Below are 19,892 nucleotides of genomic sequence, written 5' to 3'. Positions count from 1 at the left end.
ATATGATAAGTAGTTTCTAATAAATATATTATTCTTAAGATATCAAAATCATTCGGTAGCCAATATTCATTATGGTCTAAAACTAATTTAAAGTCACTAAACTACATTTTCTGCATGGTGATATATTCCCATATAAATTGCTTAATATGAAAATTTCTTATTTATTTATCTGAAGTATTACCACCTAACCGTTCCTATGCTGCTGGCCAATTATAATAGATTGTATGTTAAAATATGCTGTCTATTTTTATTCACATACCTCTCTTGTTCATTGCTTTTCGCCCAGCAAACACCCCTTTACAGCCAGTATTTTCTTAACCAATACCTTTACAATCCCGCTTTGGCGGGCTATTCGGGCGTGCCCAGTGCTTTCTTTTTGTACCGAAAACAGTGGGTGGGCGTGAACGGGGCACCGGAAACCCAGGTATTCACACTTGACACAAAACTGAACAATGAAAACATAGGCCTTGGGCTTACTTTTTTTAACGACGTCACCAATATCATCGGACGCACGTCCGGAGCGTTGACAGGCTCCTACAAAATCGACCTCACCGCCAACCAGCAGCTCTGCTTCGGCCTGTCCTTCCTGGCCATTCAAAACCGGATATTCTTCGACCGCATACAGGCCGATGACATCAGCGACCCCAATCTGCTGAGCGCCGTTGACCAGCGGACTGTGTTTGAAGCCAATGCTGGTCTGCATTATACATTGAAGAAGCTCCACGTGGGCTTTGCCAGTGAGCAGCTGTTTCAAAACACAATCAAATACAACAATGAGGCGCTGTTTCAGTCGCTCGACTATACGTTTATCCGGCACCATTACACTACAGCTGATTACACTTTTGTCGCCGGGCCAAATGTTGAGGTAAAGCCCATGGTGCTCATCCGCACGGTGCAGGGGCTGCCCTCCCAGGCCGACTTTAACCTGATGGTGAATTACAAGCAGCTGGTGTGGCTCAATATGAACTACCGGCCAAAGATTGGAGCAGGGTTGTCCATAGGCACGCAGCTGGCCGAGCAGTTTGTGTTTGGCTATACCTATGAGTTCCCAACAACGGACTTGAGTATTTTGGGGAGCTCAACGCACGAATTTGTGCTGGGCTTGCGGCTGCGCAAATCAAGCGACTCGCCCATAGCCAGAGAAAAAGGCGGCAGCATCAAGTCGCTGGAGAAGCAATCGGCCATTCAGTATGAAAAAATTGATGCCCTGAAGCAGGAAAACGAGCTGGTGAGCGGGCAGCTCAACGAAACACAAAGCCAGTTGGCAGCACAGAACGAGGAGCTGCGGCTGCTGAGGGAAATAGTGAACAGCTACCAGGACGACCTGTCAAAAGCCATTGTCCGGCTCCAGGCCAACCCTGATGATACAACTTCGGTGGCGGAAGGGCCCTATTACCTGGTGGTGGGTGCCCTGCGCAATTTGGACGATGCCAAGCTCTTTCAGCGGATTTTGAAACGTGAAGCCGGGCTCGATACCAAAGTCACCCAAAGCGCTTCCGGCACCTGGTATTTTGTGTATTCGCAGGAGATGAGCAGGCTGGAAAATGCGAATGGGCTCATTCAAGAATTGATGGACAGCAAGGCGAAGGCTTTCATTATAGGCGTACCGTGGATTTATAAATGGGAGCAGCGGTGAGGGGGTTTACAAAAGATATCGCTGCTAGTAAGGACGTTTGGCTGGGCATTCCCGTGTATGGTGTTGTTGGGTGTGGTGTCGTTCCTGGGTGTGAAGACACACCCAGGAAACGGAAAGGCATGCTGGTGTGTGAGGACAACGATCTTGATATAGGGTGTGGAGACAAGAGCGATTATATAAGGTGTGGAGACACACCCAAAAACGAGGCGGGTGAAGACAAAAGCGTGGAGTGTGGAGACGCACTCAAACACACGAAGGACACACCCCAAAATCCGATCATGGACAATGGGGTTGGGCAAAACATACGCTATCTCGGCTGGCGATTGGCGACTGTGCTTCTTTTGTCGCTGGCGGTTTCGCCGACTCTTCTTGCTCAGGATTTGGAAACATTGGGCGAACAAAAGCTCTTTGCTTACAATGGCAGCTTGTCGGCCACGCAAACATTTTATCATGCGACGGGTATGCCCAGCCGCCGGGACCCGTACTTCTGGCAGTTGAACGCCAATCTGAACCTCACTTTCCTGGGCATCATCAGTGTGCCGCTTTCGGCCACGCTCAGTCAGCAAAACAAGAGCTTTGCGCAGCCGCAACCCTTCAACCGGTTTGGTATCAGTCCCACTTACAAGGGGCTCACTGTTCACCTGGGTCACCGCACCATCAACTTTTCTGATTATACGTTGGCGGGCAACTTGTTCTTTGGTGCTGGTGTGGAATACAAGCCTGAGAACAATCCTGTCAGGGTAAGCGCCATGTACGGCCGCTTTGCCAAACCAGTGGCCAAGTTCTCACAGTTTGGGCAGGTGTATGCCGAGCCCACCTACCGGCGCATCGGCTTTGGCACCAAGGTCGGCTTTGAATTGGAGAAACAGCGGGCGGCCGTCATGTTCTTCCGGGCGTACGACGACCCTAACTCCATCGATGTGGTGGACAGCTCCTTTGTGGTAACCCCTGAAGAAAACCTGGTGGTGGGGCTGGAAGGAGGCTTCAAATTTTTCGACCGGTTTTCGCTGGAAGGAGAATATGCCTATAGCCTTTTCACCCGTGACAGGCGGATTCCCGAGCTATTCACCAACGACTATTCCTTCATCAATAACCTGGGAGGGCTTTACAAACCCAACGGTTCTTCCGCTTTTACCAACGCCTTGAAATCTCGCCTTACGTACCAGGGCGATGGCTTTCAGGCCAACTTAAGTTACCGGAGAGTGGATCCGGGCTACACCACGCACGGCTCGTCGTTTCTTAACAACGACCTCGAAGACATCACGGCCGGACTTTCATTGCCTTTGTTCAACAACAGGGTAACGCTATCCACCAGCTCGGGCTTGCAACACAATAACCTCGATAACCAGAACAGTGCCCGTGTCAACCGATATGTATTCAGCTCATCGGCGTCCATTTCAGCCACAGAAAAGCTCAATGTCAACCTCAACGTATCGAATTTCAGTACCAGCACCCAACAGCTACTACTGCAAACCGATATCCTGTCCGACACGCTGGAGTTCTTTCAGGTAACCCGGTCGGCCATGGCATCGGTAAACTACCAAACGGGAAAGGAAACCAATACAGGTACCCTCTTCGTCAGTGGTAATTTGCAGGACGCCACCGACAACCAGGGCAATGGATCGCTGTTCAAAAGTGGTAACGCCGGTTACAGCTTTAAGATTGGAGAGTATTGGTCGACCAACACGTCATTCACCATCAATCAGTCGGAAGCAGCCGGCATCAGCAACCTCACCCTGGGACCGGTATTCGGCGTGAACCGGTCTTTTCTCGACAACAAAGTGCGGAGCAGCCTTTCTCTCAGCTTGCTGAATAGCTACCTCAACAAAGAGAGAAACAGCCACATCGACAATGTGCGTTGGTCGGTCAACTGGACGGCCAGGAAGCGACATACGGTGTCGTTCAACACCTTTTACCTATTGAAAAACACTTACGAAGAAGCTGCCAAAGCCACACAGGAATGGCGGGGAACACTCAACTATGCTTTTAGAATATGACACATTACAACCAGCCAATTAGCCACCAGCACCGAAGGGACGACACATCAGCACCCCGGAATACACATCACCTAACAGCCACTCCCGTAGGGACGGCATATCGGTGCCTCTTTCTGTCGCTACTGCTCCTCACTGTGTGGGGAGCAAAGGCTCAGGTGCTCACCCCCTCCTGGGAAATTTCTCTCCCAGGCAAGCTGAAATGGATGCAGATCAACGACTACGGTATCCTCATTGCCTCCTGCGACAATGGACTGTACGGCGTGAACCCCGAAGATGGGAGCAAGCTGTGGGAAATCACCACCCTGACGAATGTGCCCGAGGCCAATTACCAGCTGATTGAAGGTACCCCCCTGGTGCTGATTGCCGACAAGGGGGGCGACGCACAAACCCTGATCATCAATGGCCTGAATGGAAATCTCATTTTTGATTCTGAAAAAGAAGCACTGGGGTCGATTATCAGCACTAAAGTGATTCCAGAGGCTGGCGGGGCAATGATTGCCTACAGCAACGACGGCGGTGACGGCATCACAATGTTTGACTATGTGAGTGGTGAGAAAAAATGGAACACCACTTTTGACAAAGCAAAGGGCAAAGACCTGCAGCCCCAACCCATTATCGACTACGGCGGCAATATCATTTATGCCCTTGGGAAAGACCTTTACAAATTGAACGGCAGCACCGGGGCGATCATCTGGCAAACCGACAGCAAAAAGAACTACATCGACCTGTTTCTACAGCCCAATGGGCAGGTGCTGTTTGCAGTCAGCGGATCTCCTTCTTCTACTTTTTTTGAAGAAAACACCGGCAAACAGATCGGGCTTGCAAGTGGCGCCGCCGGCAACTTTACAGTCGATGCGCTCGATGTCAACAACGGGAAAGAGGTATGGAAAAACCCGGTAGACTACTCCAAGGCCAAATACAGCGGGGTGGCACTGGGAGAAAATGATTTTCTGCTTTTTCAAACCTTTAGTTCCGGTAAAATCGACTACGCCACGGGAGATCACCTGTGGAAAAAGGAAAAAATGGGCACGGGCGGCGAAAAGAATGCCGGTGTGTTTGTGACGGACAAAGGTTTAGGCTATGCCATGATGGACGCAGTGGGCAGGGCTTATATCAATTTTGTGAATGAAGCAGGGGAGCCGATGTGGAAAAAACGACCAGTCATCAATGGACAGCTGACTTACTACAAACAGTACGGGAACACACTTTTCTTTATCAGCGAACAAGAAACCAATTTCCTTAACCTCGACGATGGCACTTTCCTGTGGAATGGCGACAAATATTTGTCGGCTGGCGAAGTACCCATCAGTGTGGTGCAGGACAATGACGGTAGCTTTGTGATGTACATCAAAGGCAAGCTGGTGCGGGTGATGCCCGACCAACAGGATTGGGTGGAAATCACCTCCAATTTTGCCTTCAGGGGGGAATTGCCTACGGGCCTGCAACTATTGCCCAACGGCTACCTGCTCACGGGCAATCAAAATGCCATGCTGATAAGCAAGAGCGGGAAGGTAGGCTACCACAAGTTCTATCCCGCTCCGGAACAAAGCTTTGGTGCCAAACTAGCCCTGGGCGTGCTGGGCACCGGCACGGCCCTCACCAGCTTTGCCTATGGCGCTTCTTCTATTGGCTACGGGATGCAGGGGGCCCTCCAGGGCAACGACAACTTCACCAGGAAGGCGCAGAAGCAAATGACCGTGGCCACTTTTACAAGGGACGTGACCGGAGGCCTTGGAGCCATGGCTCAGGCCAGGTTTGGGGAGCAGGCTGGTACCGATACATACAAGTTAATACTTACCAAAAAGGACCATAGCATCGGCTTTGTCAAAATCAATATTCTGACAGGAGAAGAAGAGGGGCAGATTGTGACAAACGACCGCACGCCTGATTTTTCCATCGATCCCATTGGCAAAAAGGTGTTTTTGAAGTCCGCCGATGACCGGGTGGCCTGTTACGACCTATAAAAGATGAGCACGAAGTGAGTGGAAGGCAAAACATATCTGACCAAACAAAGTGCCCGGCGATGGCAAGGCGATGGCTTTTGATGGCCACGTGGCTGGTGCTTGTTCTGCATGAGGCAACAGCCCAGGTGCAGCGCTACCCGGCCGATATCCAGCCCATTTTGCCTGCCCCCTATTCGGTCTATCTCAGCGACTATACGGCAGAGGGAAGCAACCGACTCTCGGCCAATATTTTATTCAATGACTTCAATGAGGCATCATGGACCTTCAAGCTAAGGTTGTCCATCGAAAGCATGGATGTGCGGTTCCGCACCAAAAATGGATTCACACCAGCATCGCCCATCACCGTCCAGCCAGGCGTACCCTATGTGCTCAGCGGATCCGACTGGGCGGAGTATTTCAACTTCAACAACCTCAATGTGAGCGGAAGGAATACGAGCCAAATTATTAACTCTGGAAGGTTGCCGGAAGGAATGTATTCGATTTGCCTTCAGGTATTGGACTACAATACGGGTGAGCTGTTGTCGCAGGAAAGTTGTGCCAATGTCTGGATACAATTGTTGGATCCACCCAGGCTGATTAGCCCTACAGACAACGAGTTTCTCGACCCAGCCACTACCACTACTTTTCCGATCACCTGGCAGCTTTTTAATACAGCGAGTGCTAACAATACCATGGGTACTGATTTCCAACTGACTATGTGGGAGCTCACGGAGCCAGGAGCCAACCCCCTAAGCGCTGTGCAAAACGGGCAGGCGCTACAGGTATTTCAAAGTGGTTTATTGCAGAATACCAACTACACCTATGGCCCGGCTGATCCGCTGCTAGAGGCAGGAAAGGCCTATGTGTACAGAGTGCAGGCCATTGATGCAGACGGTAAAGACAGGTACAAAAACAATGGATACAGCGAGTTTCGGCTGCTATACTATGGTTGGCCTACAGGTGGAAAAATTGAACTTACCAGCCCACCTTATGGTCATAGTTTTAGAAGGCAGATTCCGGCAGTAATCAAGTGGAATGCACTTACATCGAGGGCGCCCGAGCAGGGGGTTAACTACGAAATTAATATCAAACCGCTATCTCCAGGCGAGTCTCCGGAAGATGCTCTCCGGGAAAACTCGCAATGGTACTACAAACTAATAAGTGAAAATCGCACCAACTATCCCAAATCAGAGCTTTTGCCCTACCCGGATATAGACTCAGGTTATGTTTGGCAGGTAAAAGGTTATACAAATGGGTTGGAGGTTGCCAAAAGTGATATCTCAGTTTTTTATGGGCCACCGTTGGTAGAAAGGTTTTATGCTGCTGGTCATCGAATTGAGGTAGACAATATCACCAATAAGGACTTCGCCAGCTTTTCGGGGACGGGGAGAGTACGTCTATCAAGAGAGGAAGTGTGGACTTCAATAGCCTTTGAAAATCTACAGTTACGTCAGTCGGGCTATTCGGCGTATTTGATCGGTGGAGAAATCAACATTGAAACCAGTCCTATTGCATTCGAACTTACGCCAGGCAATGAGGCAGACGGTGAGGCTGCTTTTCTGGCAACCAATTACAAAATAACAAAGGATGGTTTGTTTGTCGAGGGGAGTTTCTCCTGGGATCTACCATTTCCTTTGCTCTCATCGGGCATTGGAAAAGTTACATCGGAGAAGTTCGCTTCCGACTTTAACGATTTTCGGCTTTCAGGAGTAGCCAACCTCACCAACAGTAACTCTTTCGAGCTACTGGATCCTCAGTTTTTCAAGCTTGACCTTTCTCCTACCAGCACCGTGGTGATCTTCGACAATCAGTATTGGTTTGGTTTTGACGGAACGCTGACTACCCCTTCGGCCAAATCAGTTACAGGTAGCAGTGCTACCTGGGCTTTTAATCAGGTGGACAACCTTAGGCTAATAGAGATATCAGACTCAACCAATACAGTTCCACTGAGAGTAGTAGCGGGTACAGGCATGGAATTGCTTCCTCGTAAAAGTGTCATTGACCTGGATGATGCCTCATCGCCAGGAAAATTTGCCGGCGAGCCCTACTGGAAGGGTGTTTATATTGAACAGTCGACCCTGAAAATTGCTGAAGCGATGGATGGGGCTGGCCAGTTTGCACTCAGCAGCGAACTCGAAAGCAGCATTGATCTAAATACTTTGCCCAATAGCCTCGTTGGTGTTACTGGAGAAGGTTTCACTCTCAAGCACGACCTGCAGTTTAACGTAACTGGGGACTTCAATACGTTTCCCGCCAACTTCACAAGGCTTACGCTGGCCATCGACAACCAGCAAGCGAACGAAGCCAGTAGATTGGAAGGGAATTTCCTGGTGCCTTTCATCGACACAGGAGTGCCTTTTGAGTTTCAATCGCAGCTATACGATAGAGGGTTTCGGCCAGGAACGTTGGCCAATCTGAACAACAAAACGTTCCGGTTCAACCCGGAAGGAGGAGAAATGGCAGTTGACCTTACCATCAGGAAAGGGGAAATGGCAGGCAACGATCACCTCCAACTCACCATGGATGTGACCTGGCCTTCCGTTGGTGTAACGTTGAGCGGAGTCAACAATTTCAATGTGTGGGGAGATTACAGGGTAGGTTTTTACGTGCCGGAAGGGGTTTTGGCGCTTACTAACCAGGTCAACGCCACTTTTAGGGGGTACCCAGTGACTATTGACGCTCTTAGCGCAGGCCGAACCCAAAACTACTATGGCTTTGCCATTTCTGGAAAGGTGGTGATGGGTGAGGACGTAAGTGGCGACGACGGGGCACCCGCATTTAATCTCTATTCCATGGTTGAAAACCCCGTGCTGGACAAGAGCTATATGCCAGCGCCTACGCAAGGAGCTTTCAACCTGGCGTCGGCTCAAAATGGCCTTGATCAATTGGAGGAAGAGCTGGCGGCCATGGAGGAGGATCTCACCCAAAAAGTAGAACAGCAAACTGAGGCCTTGAAATCCACCACGGTCGATCTGATTGCATCTGCCTCAGGCGGACTGGGTGGGCAGGCACACGATGTAGCATCGCTGGTCAGTACGCCTGAGGAACCCGCCGAAATTGATTATGAGGCCATTGCCGACCGCAAAGAGCGGCTATTGGCCTATCTGGAGCTTTTCCGGGAGCTGGCCAGCGACCCTACGGTGGTAGATGGCTTAATTGAACAGGTTCAGAATAGCGAGGAGGATTTTGACAATATTTCGGACGTTGTAGCCGAGCTGAAGCGATTTGCTACCAATTTTGCTATTGATAAAGTCGCTTCTTTGGGAGATGGCTTTTTGATGAAAGTGGACCTGACCACCAGGAATATCAACGGCGTTATCATAGGGAAAGCCAACCAGCTAACGAGCTCTGTTCAGCAAGAACTAGATCAGGCAGTAACAGCAATTATTACCACAGTCTCCTCTGATGTAGTAGCCAGCATATCGCAAGATGCCCCCGATGCCGCCCTAGTCGTTGAACAGGTGGCAAATTCTACCAGAGAGGCAATAGTGAATGAACTGACCCTGGCGCTCAATGCGTCGGTCAATCAAAACATTGTGTCTCCGGTCACTTCGTTTGTGACCAGTAATTTAAATGAACGGGCCAGGCGACTGGTGAGGCAAACAGCCGAAAACGTGGTGCTGGGCGCCCTCAATCAAGACCAGAACCCTTCTGAAATTATGCAGGGTGTTCTGGACGGGTTTGATGATGAGCTCAAAGGCCTTGGAGATGAGCTGGGTGCCCAGGTGGACATGGACAAGATGCTGGAGGCTATCAAAAGTGTAGGGCAAGATTTGATAGCCAACATAAGTGCGGATCGAATTGTCAATCAAATTAAGAAGGGAGCGCTGGAGGCAATTTCCGGAGCGGTGGCCAAAAAGGCTTCAATTGCGGCCAACGAAATGGTGAATAACCTGCTTGGCGAAGAAGTGGGCATTTCAATACCGGTGGATTTTGCCGCTGTAGGCGGAAAGCTGTTGTCGGGGGCCAATCCAAAAGATTTGCTTTTTGACCCCATTCCTATCAGTGTGCGCTCCCCGGCACTTGACCTCAATGGAATTATTCACTTCACAAAAGGACATGCCCAATACGGCGACATGTGGTCCGGCGATGTAGACGCCTTTGTGAAAGTGCCCAAGCCTTTTCAGATACAGCTCGCCTACCTGAGCGGCAGGAAAGACAATGTGAGCTTTTGGATGGCGGAGGTTGGAAGTGGAGGTCCTCCACCTACTCCGGGGGAACCTGCCGACGCAGACAAAATGGGGCAACCGATGCAGCCTTCCACAATCAAGGAAGTGACTGACGAAATAGCGCTCGGCGTAGTCAAAATAGTGGCTTTGCAGGGGAGGGTTTACCGCCACATGGCGGCCAATGGGTTGGAGGGCATTGTCCCAGATGGCAACAACAACTATGGGGCTTACCTGCACATGGTGGCCTTTGGCCCACAAAATGGTAAGATGCTCCGGCTGGAGATAGACGCAAAAATGGACGTGGCCGCTACTGGCGACTTTACGGTTGACTTCCTGGGCAATGGCCAGATGCTCAGCAGTGTGCCGCAAGTGGCAAGCATTGATCAAACGGCGGTTATAAAGGGCACCATCGTCCTAAAATACAATTCAGCGGAGCAGCACTTTTTTGGCCACCTGGCCGCCTCTTTCGAAAAACCGGGTGTGCTTTGCGCCCAGGGTAGCTTGCTGGTGGATGTGAAGCCCGGCGCCTGGAGGGTGGCTTTGGGCAGCCAACAGGAGCGCCTGAAGTTTATCCTGAACTGCGCTGGCTTTGGCCCAACGGGCTGGCTCGACCTCAACCAGAACACAGCCAACCTGGGGCTGGGACTGGAATTCATGTTCAAGCCGGATCCAATTAAAGTTGACATCGTACTAGCAAAGTTTGATCTGGTTATAGAGGCGGGTGCGGCGGCTGGCATACAAGTGATAGCGCAGTACAACCCTAATTTCCAATTGCAGGAAGCAGGGCTTTGGCTGGAATTATGGGCTAGAATATACGCCGAGTATGAGAAAAAACTGTCAAAGAAGACGGGCACCATCACTCTGGTGGACATTTACCTGGCCGCCAACGCCAATATGAGGTTCAATCCTGCGCCAAGCATTTTATACGGCAAGGTGAATGGCCACTTGCAGATACTGGTCTTCAGCTTCGGGATTAATAAGGATTTTCAAATGAATTTGTAACCCATGCACTCAAACTCCCCAAGCTATGCCATCACCTTCAACAGCAATGAACTGGAACCGCCGATTGGCAGCAAACAATTTTTACCAAAAAGAAACAACCATTTAAACAAGATACGTTTTATGAGATCACTTCTCCTGCTTTTGACCCTGGCCTTTGCCACGGCCGAACTTTCGGCGCAGCCATTTATTACCGTTTGGAAAACGGACAATCCGGGGACGTCGGACGACAACCAAATCAAGATTCCCGCTGAAAGCACAAGCTATAACTACGATATTTATTGGGAGGATATTTCGAATGCCGAAGTGAATGGGACTGCCAGTGGAATAACAGGGGCCCATACTATTACCTTTCCTGCAGCGGGTACTTATAGGGTAGAAATAAGCGGTTATTTTCCGAGAATATATTTTAATGGCGGTGCAGATAAAAGCAAGATCATTGACGTATTGCAGTGAGGCAACACGGCCTGGACTACCATGGCAAATGCGTTTAAGGGCTGTAACAATTTGAATATAACGGCCACCGATGCTCCAAACCTATCGAACGTTACTGACCTAAGAGGTATGTTCGAAGGTGCCACTCAATTTAATGGGAGCATTGGTCATTGGGATGTGAGCCATGTTACTAATTTGAACAATACTTTCTATGAGGCTTCGGCATTTAATCAGGATATCAATTCCTGGCATGTAAGTAGTGTGACATCCATGGCCAATACGTTCGGATCGGCTACTTCCTTTAATCAGAATCTAAGTTCGTGGGAAGTTTTTAATGTAACTAACATGTACTACATGTTCAGTAGGGCCTCCTCTTTTAATAAGTTTCTTAGCACATGGGATGTGAGCAGTGTTACCTCTATGGAGGGCATGTTTTCAGGAGCGAAGAGCTTTAATCAAAATATTTCGGCGTGGGAAGTAGACAATGTGGTGAACATGAGGTACATGTTTGAGGATGCTGAAAGCTTCAATCAGGATATAAGCTCCTGGAATGTGAGCAATGTCACCATTATGGAAGCCACGTTTCTTGATGCCAAGACCTTCAACCAGAACATAAGCAGCTGGGACGTGAGCAAGGTTACTACAATGGAAATAATGTTTGCAGGGTGTGCGGCGTTCAATCAGCCTATTGGAAGCTGGAATGTGAGCAACGTCACGAACATGAGGGCTATTTTTTCAGGGAACAAAGTTTTTAATCAAGACCTGAGCGGATGGAACGTAGGCAAAGTAAAGCACTTTAGTTATGCCTTTTACGCAGCTCCACTATTTAATGGAAACATTACAAACTGGGATATGAGCAGTGCCACCGATTTATCTTACATGTTTCGTGAAGCTTATTCTTTTAACCAGGATATTGGTGGTTGGAACGTTAGCAATGTGAAAAATTTAGCGGGGGTGTTTCAGTCCGCCAGAAGTTTCAATCACGATATAAGCACCTGGAACGTCGCCAATGTTACCAATGCTGCGCTAGCTTTTAACGGCGCAACATTGTTCAATCAGGAGATTGGCAATTGGAACGTCAGCAATGTCACTCAAATGCAGAGCATGTTTGCTTCTGCTTCCGCCTTCAATGGAGACCTGAGTGGCTGGAATGTAAGCGCTGTCACTAACATGTCGAAGATGTTTTCTTACGCCCGTTCTTTTAGTCAAGACATCACCGGCTGGGATGTAAGCGGTGTTACTGATATGAACTCTATGTTTTACAGCCATGATAACTTTAATCAAAACATTGGCACTTGGGACGTTGGCGCAGTTAAAGACTTTAGCTCTATGTTTTCCTATGCTAAGGCGTTTAAACAGGATTTAACTAATTGGGATATATCGAGTGCTACCAAGATGGCAGATATGTTTGGAAATTCGGGTTACACTACTTTGCAGTACGATTTGCTGATCAAGGGATGGGCTGCCAAGGCGGACCTAAATACCGGTGTTACTTTCGGTGCGTCAAATCTGGGGTTTTGTGATGCCGTCGAGGAACATCAGTCCCTCATTGACGATTTTGGTTGGGTAATTGACGACCGGGGAAGGATTTGTGAGCCGACAGACATAGTATTAAGTAGTTACCTGATTGATGAAAATAACGTGAAAGACAAAGCGATTGCGGCGATCAGCACGGTAGACAAAGAAGACGGAGAAGAGCATACCTACGACATATTGTATTTAAGTGACCACTGGTTATTTTCTATAAAAGGCGATTCGCTTGTTGCTGGGGTTCAATTCAACTATGAATCAACAGATAGTTACCAATTTTCGATTCGATCGACAGATTCTCACAATTTATCGGTAATCAAGGAGATAAGAATTGATATAAATGATGTGAATGACCCACCCAAACCATTTATACAGATGGCCATCTCCGATAAAATAACAGGATTCGAGGAGATTTTGGTGTCGTTGAAAGACAGCTTTAGAGATGAAGACGGTGACGAGTTGAGCTATACTGTTGTTGCAGAGAGCGATACCATAGTAGAAGCACATGTGGTTGGGACTAATCTATCACTCAAAGGAATTGGGATGGGAACTACCAATATTCTTTTGACGGCAAATGATGGTAGAGGCGGAACCGCTGAAATGACATTTAGCGTCAAAGTCAATATAGCGCCAACAGTTATAACACCGCTTAGTGACATAAGTGAATTTTTTTCAGCTAATGTGAAAACATTGTCGCTTGCTTCTGTATTTTCTGATGTTGACGGAACGTATTTGGTTTTCAGTGCGACAAGTTCCGACGAAAGCGTAGCCACCGTAGGTACCGCCGGATCGAACCCGACGCTTAATATTACTCCGAAGGGAATTGGCTCCACGATGATAACGGTTTTTGCCGATGACGGAAGAGGAGGAATTGCTAAAACCTCATTCAATTATACTGTCAAGCCAACGGTTATATTGGTAAATCCGCTTGGAGATATGCTCCTCCAGCAGGGCTTCGACGCAAAATTAGTAGAGATCGCATCCATTTTTGATTTTAAAGATATTGTACCTTCTTACTCGGCAATTACCAGAGATTCATTAGTTGCCACAGTGGACATAACTGAGGGATTGCTCAAAATCACAGAAGTATTCCCTGGGCAGACAACTATTACTGTTTCGGGAGAGGATGGGCTTGGAAATAGCGTGCCCAACAGCTTCATTTTAACGATTAACGGAACACCAATCGTATCCAATTCTTTTGTTGACCAAGTCGTCTATGAAGGATTTACTTCGACCACGATAGACGTTTCTGATAAATTTTCTGACCCCGACGGAAATCAGCTAACGTATCAAGTGACTAGTAGTAATGAGGCCGTTGTCAGTGTTCATGTCGAGACTTCCGTAATAACCTTTATCGAGGTAGGCAAGGGTTCCTCTACCATAGGTGTGATTGCAGATGATGGAACTGGTGGTACTGTCGCCAGCGAGTTTGAATTTGAAGTGAAAGATGCCAGGCTGCTAGCAGTAAAAGGCTCCATCGTAGATGGGTCATTAACGATGTTTCCTAACCCAGCTTCAAAAACGCTGATACTGAAGGGATCATCAGTAAACGATAAAGCAGTTATTTCTATCGTTGACTTATCAGGAAGATCACATCAAGTGGATGTGATATACAAGGATGGTGAGATCCAACTAGACGTTAGTGAATTATCAAAAGGGGTCTACGTGCTCATGCTCGACCTGGATGGAAGGCTGTTGGCAAAAAAGTTTATAAAGGACTAATGCCTTAATGGGTGACAGGCAAGACCATATGAAAAACCTTTTGCAATTCAATAACGCCATGGCAAAGTCCTTCTTTTTGATGGTGATAGTTCATCTGTATTGCCAAATAGCCCTGGGGCAGCAGGCGCCAACCAGCTTGGCCAACTATTTTGGAGCGATAAGAAATGGGGAGCAAAACTCTCTCCCCTACCAGCTCCTAAGGCAACAGGGGTTGCTCGATGATCATATAAGGGTCATTGATACTAACCTTTCCGACACTCTCTCAACCATAAGACGAGCCTGCTACCAATCGCTTGACGTCATGCAAAAGAGCGCCACTGCGCCCGCAACCAAACAACAAATACTGGCCCTTCAGCTGCAGGGGGTGGAAGACGAATCTCCCGACATAGTGGGCTTGTCCATTCAAAACCTCAGTTCTGTGCCGGTTTCTTTATTCAATGCCTCTCAGAAGACAATACTTATCCAGGCGTTGGATCGGCAGGTGCCAAAGAAGGAGGTACTGATAAAAATAGTTGGAACGCTGAAAGACGAGAGCGCCGCTCCAACCCTCAGGCAGTTGTCGCAACCCGGCAATTCGGGAAAGGTGCGATGGGCTGCTTACCTGGCCCTCGCCAGACTGGGTGATCAGGCAGCTATCAACCTGGTGAACAATAAAGTGAGAGGAGTTGAGGTAAATGACGATATGGTCTACGAAATGGCTCCTTCAATTATTTATACCCAGCAAAAGCAGCTCTACGATTACCTCGTCGAATTGCTCTACAGCAACGAAAAGAATTGTGAATCGGCCAACCCTGATCAAACCAATGCTATCAATTGCGCTTACAGGGTACTGGAGCTACTTGCTCCCGAAATCGAAAGCTTCCCGATAGCAACCACTGCTTCAGGCGACCTGCAAACAAAAAGTTATCAGGAAGCTTTGGTAACAGCCAGGGACTGGTTTCTGAGTAACAGGGAATTCACTATAAAGGATACCAACTGACCGCAGCTTCGCTCATCTTCCCGCCTCATAAACCTTCCTCCCCTCAAAAATTGTCCACAGCACCTTCGTTTCCTTCAACGATTCGGCACTCACCGTCTCCACATCCCTGTCGAGCAGGATAAAATCGGCCGACTTGCCAATCGCCAGCGAGCCAATGTGTTGCTCCATCATCAGGGCCTTGGCTGCTTCGGCCGTGTAGGCCAGCAGCATGGCCTGCCGGGGCATCCGCTGGGTGCTGTCGAGCACACTGAGGGCGCCCTTGCGGGTTTCGGCATAGTACATCGCTTCAAAGGGATTGGCTGTTGAAACCGGCCAGTCGCTGGCACCGCATATCGTCGCCCCGGCCTGCAGCATCGACCGCACCGGATACATCCACTGGTAGATAGAGGGAGCCACATAGGGCTTCACAATGTCAATGGTGGTTTCGTCGCCCAGGGCCCAGAGCAGCTGAAAGGACGCCAGGATATTCAGGCTGGCAAAACGGTCAAAGTCGGCAGGCTGCACAAACTGCAAATGGGTAATAGTGTGGGGCAGGGCCATACTTTTATTGGCTTTTCGCATGGCCTCAAAGCCATTGAGGGTTTCCGTCACCGCCAGGTCGCCAATGGCATGCACATGCACCAGCAGGTTTTCCTTGTCGGCCAGGGTAGCAAACCGGGCAAACTTCTCAGGATCCATCATCATCACGCCTGTTGATTGTGTGCCGGTATACGGCAGGGAGAGGGCCGCTGTATGGGTAGGGTGCTCTACCACGCCATCAGCAAAAACCTTGAAGCCCAGCACCTGCAGGTTGTTGCCATTGTATTGCTGCTGCAGGGCCTTCACAGCGGCCATTTGCGGTAGTGGGTCGGCATTCACCTCCGCCACCACCGTAGCGGCTATGTGGGCGGTGAGCTGGCCTTGTTGCTCCAGGCGCTGGTACCAGTCAAGCATATTGTCGTGCGGGCCGGGCAGCCGGGCTGCGGAGGGATCCAGAAAGGCAGTAATGCCGAAGCCATTGTTATACTCCATGGCTTTTATGGCCCCCAGACTGAAGTCGGTATCGGGCTCCAGCACTTCCTCAATTTTGTGCTGACCATCTTCAGAAACAAACCCATTGCTTTCCCCGTCGGCAGCCACACCGAAATACTTCTTCTCGTCGCCCGTCAGCGATGCGAGATAGGTTTTGGTCACGCCCGCCCGTTTCAGCATGGCTTTATTGGCCCAGGCCGTATGCCAGTCGGAGCCCCTCAGGAACACTGGTTGGGTGGTGAACTCTCCACTATTGAAAAGCTTTATCACCCTGTCCAGCGCTTTCCAGGTGCTGATGTTCAGCCCGTAAATCACCAGCACGTCGCCCGTCAGACCTTCTTTTTTTTTCAGTGTTTCCAGCGCAAACTGATGGATTTGGTCCACGTCCAGAAACAGGTCGTTCACATTGGCCTTGGTCAGCCCCATGCCCCCGTCAATGCCGTGGTTGTGGCTGTCGACCAGCCCGGGCATCACAAAGCCGCCCTGCAAATCAATCCACTCGGCTTGCTCGCCAACTTTCGCCTTCACCTGGCTATAGTTGCCAATTGCCACAATGGTCTTTCCCTTCACCGCCAGGGCGTCGGCGTAAGGCTGCTGCGGATTGGCAGTGAATATTTTTGCATTAAAATAGACCTGCTCCTGGGCTTGGGTAGTCAAAAAGCAGGTCAGCAGAAGGAAAAGGCTGAGGTATTTCATAGAAAATGGTGCTTTAGGGACAAAGGCAAGATAGGGAAAGTCGGCAGTATTTTCTGGCTGGCGTGCGGGCACTTTTGTGTTTGCACCTCCTTTTTACAAAACACACAAGCCTAAGTCTTGCTGGTGAGCAGGGCAGCTTGCCAAACAATGATCGCCGGCGTTTTGGGCCACCTGTTTGGAAACATTTTCCTATGAACTATAATTAGGAAATGGAGAACCTTAACTAACCTACATTTTCTGGATCACAATTTCCACCCGCCTGTTAAGGCTTCGGCCTTCGTCGGTTTCGTTGTCAGTTTTTGGCTTGGTATCGCCGTAGCCTTTCGCCCTAGCCCGGCCCGACAATCCCTTTGTTTGCAAATAATCAATCACCGCCTGTGACCTTTCCTGAGAAAGCTTAAGGTTGTAGTCGGCAGTGCCCGTGTTGTCGGTATGCCCCGCTATTTCGATTTCCATTTTGGGGTGGGCCTGGAGCAGCTTGATGATTCTGTCGAGCTCAGCAAAGGACTCTTTCTGCAAAATGGCCTCATTAGTATTGAAAAAGATATTGTTGAGCCTTACCGATGCCCCCACATTGATGGGCGCCAGCAGCAGATTTTGCTGCAGCTCTGCGTACATGTTGATGTCGCTGGCGTTCAGGTTGGCACTTTCAGGAATATACCCCTCTCTTTCTGCGTTGAACCCATAAACACCACCTGCTGGCAAAATGATCGTATAGCGGCCGGTAACAGGGTGCGATGAAGCCTGCCCCAGTTCTTTTCCCACATCTTCCAGTGAAAAATATTTGATTTGCGCTTCAATTGGCTGGCCTGTAGAGGCGTCGAGCACAATGCCGCTCACCAGCACCACTGGCTTGGGCCGTGCCGATGCCGGCAGCGGAATCCTGAAAATGTCGCTGTTGCCCATCGAGTGCTGTACTGATGCCAGGTAGGCATATTCGCCTCTGGCGTCGAGCGTGTAGTTGGCCTCCCAGGTATTGGTGTTGATGTCGGGCCCCAGGTTTTCCGGTTCGGTCCACTTCGTCCAGGTGTCATCGAGTCGCCGGCTCACAAATATGTCGGCACTGCCATAGCCGGGATGGCCGTATGACGAAAAGTAAAGTGTTTCGTTGTCGGCAGCGATAAAAGGCGAAAAATCCATGGCAAACGAATTCACCTCCTGGCCCATGTGGGCAGGCGCTGACCAGGTGTTGTCGCTTTTAAGAAAAGAGCAATAGAGATCCATGTCTCCTTTGGTGTCGTTCCTTTCCAGAGCCATCACCAGCACATTCTGGTTGGGCGACAGGCAATAGTCTACGAAGTCAGCGTTGTTGTAATAGTCGTTGATCACTAGATTTTCGGGAATGCTCCAGCCAGTGGGGCTTCTTTTGGTGAGCGACACGCCGCCGCCAAGGTTCCTGCCGTCGGGCAGGTAGGTATTTGCCACCAGCAGGTTGTTGCCATCAGGCGCAGCAGAAATCACGAAGTTGTTGCCACTATTGTTGAGCGGTGCTCCAATATTTTGCAGCTCCGCCCACTCCCCTACAGAGTCTTTCTCCGAAAACCAGATGTCGTCCTTCTTCAGGCTGCCGAAATTCTTCGGGTGCTCTCCCCGGGCTACGTACAATGTGGCGCCGTCAGCTGAAATAACCACACCCTTTTCGGAATATTGAGAGTTAATTTTCGAGCCGAGGTTTTCCTTTACTGTGTTGGCAATGGCGCTTTCAGCCTGCCTGATCTCTGGCGTTTGCTGATACACATTGAACTCATAAACCTTTACAGACACCTGGCCTCTGAGGTGAAACCCTAAGTAGGTGCCCTGAAACGGCGTGAATTTTGCCTGGGCGAGCAACTGACCATTAAACTCAAAGAAAATTTCATTGCCAGTCTTTCTCACCACGATGGTATACTTTTTAGCCTCTTCGAGTGGAGTCGGCAGGAAGTCGGGCCGCAGAATGGGTGTTACCTTCTTCTTTTTGAACGTGTAGATATGAAAAAAGCCATTTTGGCTGATGTCCATTGCCTGGTAATTGCTGTACTCGTCGGCACCCCACACCAGGCCAAAGCTTCCGTTTCTGAAGTTTCTTACCTCCACTATGGTCTCCAGCTTGAAGTCCTTAGAGGGGTCGAGCTGAAAATGTTTCTGATTAAAAAACCCGATGTCGCCATCAGCCACATCCATATACATGGCCCCTTTGGCAATCATGCTTTTGGCATAAGGCCGCTCAAACAGCGACCAGCCATTTCTGTTATCTTCAAATACCTCGTGTAAGGCGGGAGTCTCTTGCGCTTTCACGCCATGGCAATAGCACAGCAGAGAAAAAAGCACAACAACTAATATGCGATGTCTATTCATTGGAAACACTTCGGAGCCACTGCTCCGCTTCAGATAGCTGTTCAAAAAGTTTAAACTCAAAGTCTTTGACCCTGGTTCCCAAATCTACGGCAGAAAACCGAGTAATAAACTTAGAAGAATGCACATGCGCCATATACCTTAAGCCATTGGCAACACTTTCCCTCATTCGTCCTTTTTCCAGCTCGTCGTTGAGAGCGACCCAGTTCGCCTCAAAATGGGTATTGTCGTTCAGTAGCTTGGAGCAGCCAGTTGTTTTCAGGAGGGTGGAATAGAGAGAAGAGCCCCTCGAGATATACGCCATAGAAACATTGCCATACCAGGTGCACCTTATCCAGCCATTTTCAGGCTCGTGGCCAATTTCCAGGTACTTGACGCCTTCGTCGGTGGTGATTACTTCCATTCAGGGTGCTCATTGTGTTGTACAACTTCAACATACCATTT

At 49.3% G+C, this 19,892-nt stretch carries 10 protein-coding genes; 7 read left to right on the top strand and 3 right to left on the bottom strand.

What is annotated here, in order from left to right; all coding sequences use genetic code 11:
• Positions 1-196 precede the first annotated feature (196 nt).
• The 7 genes from RIG68_RS22015 to RIG68_RS21985 all read left to right on the top strand — a co-directional run bounded on the left by RIG68_RS22015 (position 197) and on the right by RIG68_RS21985 (position 15,410).
• A complete protein-coding gene (locus tag RIG68_RS22015) occupies positions 197-1,636 on the top strand; it encodes a PorP/SprF family type IX secretion system membrane protein (RefSeq protein ID WP_350127325.1) in 1,440 nt (479 codons plus the stop codon).
• Entirely contained in the window at positions 1,621-3,633 is a 2,013-nt protein-coding gene (locus RIG68_RS22010) for a hypothetical protein (RefSeq protein ID WP_350127322.1), read from the top strand. The genes RIG68_RS22015 and RIG68_RS22010 overlap by 16 nt, the downstream gene beginning before the upstream one ends.
• Complete coding sequence (locus RIG68_RS22005) at positions 3,630-5,597, top strand: PQQ-binding-like beta-propeller repeat protein (RefSeq protein ID WP_350127319.1); 1,968 nt, start codon at positions 3,630-3,632, stop codon at positions 5,595-5,597. Before RIG68_RS22010 ends, RIG68_RS22005 begins: the two co-directional genes overlap by 4 nt.
• A gap of 59 nt (positions 5,598-5,656) precedes the next feature.
• Positions 5,657-10,747, top strand: a complete 5,091-nt coding sequence (locus tag RIG68_RS22000) for a phage tail family protein (RefSeq protein ID WP_350127316.1) — start codon at positions 5,657-5,659, stop codon at positions 10,745-10,747.
• 120 nt (positions 10,748-10,867) lie between these two features.
• On the top strand, positions 10,868-11,200 hold the full coding sequence (locus tag RIG68_RS21995; protein ID WP_350127313.1) for a hypothetical protein: 333 nt from the start codon (positions 10,868-10,870) through the stop codon (positions 11,198-11,200).
• A 21-nt stretch (positions 11,201-11,221) separates the two neighbouring features.
• On the top strand, positions 11,222-14,431 hold the full coding sequence (locus RIG68_RS21990; protein ID WP_350127310.1) for a BspA family leucine-rich repeat surface protein: 3,210 nt from the start codon (positions 11,222-11,224) through the stop codon (positions 14,429-14,431).
• A 28-nt stretch (positions 14,432-14,459) separates the two neighbouring features.
• Complete coding sequence (locus RIG68_RS21985; protein ID WP_350127307.1) at positions 14,460-15,410, top strand: HEAT repeat domain-containing protein; 951 nt, start codon at positions 14,460-14,462, stop codon at positions 15,408-15,410.
• Between the two features lie 12 nt (positions 15,411-15,422).
• Here RIG68_RS21985 and RIG68_RS21980 read toward each other — a convergent pair whose 3' ends face one another.
• From RIG68_RS21980 to RIG68_RS21970, 3 genes are all read right to left on the bottom strand, one after another.
• On the bottom strand, positions 15,423-17,117 hold the full coding sequence (locus RIG68_RS21980) for an amidohydrolase (protein WP_350127304.1): 1,695 nt from the start codon (positions 17,115-17,117) through the stop codon (positions 15,423-15,425).
• A 228-nt stretch (positions 17,118-17,345) separates the two neighbouring features.
• Positions 17,346-19,451, bottom strand: a complete 2,106-nt coding sequence (locus RIG68_RS21975; protein ID WP_350127301.1) for an OmpA family protein — start codon at positions 19,449-19,451, stop codon at positions 17,346-17,348.
• Positions 19,444-19,851 carry a hypothetical protein gene (locus RIG68_RS21970; protein ID WP_350127298.1) on the bottom strand — a complete coding sequence of 136 codons (408 nt, stop codon included), beginning with the start codon at positions 19,849-19,851 and terminating at the stop codon, positions 19,444-19,446. Before RIG68_RS21970 ends, RIG68_RS21975 begins: the two co-directional genes overlap by 8 nt.
• Positions 19,852-19,892: the final 41 nt, after the last annotated feature.

The organism is Imperialibacter sp., assembly GCF_040222385.1.
Classification (GTDB): Bacteria; Bacteroidota; Bacteroidia; order Cytophagales; family Cyclobacteriaceae; genus Imperialibacter.
This window is presented reverse-complemented; position numbering and strand designations above follow the sequence as displayed.

What these genes read in the sequence shown, in the direction of transcription:
- RIG68_RS22015 (WP_350127325.1), top strand. Translation starts at nt 197, where the DNA reads ATGCTGCTGGCCAATTATAATAGATTGTATGTTAAAATATGCTGTCTA.
- RIG68_RS22010 (WP_350127322.1), top strand. Translation starts at nt 1,621, where the DNA reads ATGGGAGCAGCGGTGAGGGGGTTTACAAAAGATATCGCTGCTAGTAAG.
- RIG68_RS22005 (WP_350127319.1), top strand. Translation starts at nt 3,630, where the DNA reads ATGACACATTACAACCAGCCAATTAGCCACCAGCACCGAAGGGACGAC.
- RIG68_RS22000 (WP_350127316.1), top strand. Translation starts at nt 5,657, where the DNA reads ATGGCAAGGCGATGGCTTTTGATGGCCACGTGGCTGGTGCTTGTTCTG.
- RIG68_RS21995 (WP_350127313.1), top strand. Translation starts at nt 10,868, where the DNA reads ATGAGATCACTTCTCCTGCTTTTGACCCTGGCCTTTGCCACGGCCGAA.
- RIG68_RS21990 (WP_350127310.1), top strand. Translation starts at nt 11,222, where the DNA reads ATGGCAAATGCGTTTAAGGGCTGTAACAATTTGAATATAACGGCCACC.
- RIG68_RS21985 (WP_350127307.1), top strand. Translation starts at nt 14,460, where the DNA reads ATGAAAAACCTTTTGCAATTCAATAACGCCATGGCAAAGTCCTTCTTT.
- RIG68_RS21980 (WP_350127304.1), bottom strand. Translation starts at nt 17,117, where the DNA reads ATGAAATACCTCAGCCTTTTCCTTCTGCTGACCTGCTTTTTGACTACC.
- RIG68_RS21975 (WP_350127301.1), bottom strand. Translation starts at nt 19,451, where the DNA reads ATGAATAGACATCGCATATTAGTTGTTGTGCTTTTTTCTCTGCTGTGC.
- RIG68_RS21970 (WP_350127298.1), bottom strand. Translation starts at nt 19,851, where the DNA reads ATGGAAGTAATCACCACCGACGAAGGCGTCAAGTACCTGGAAATTGGC.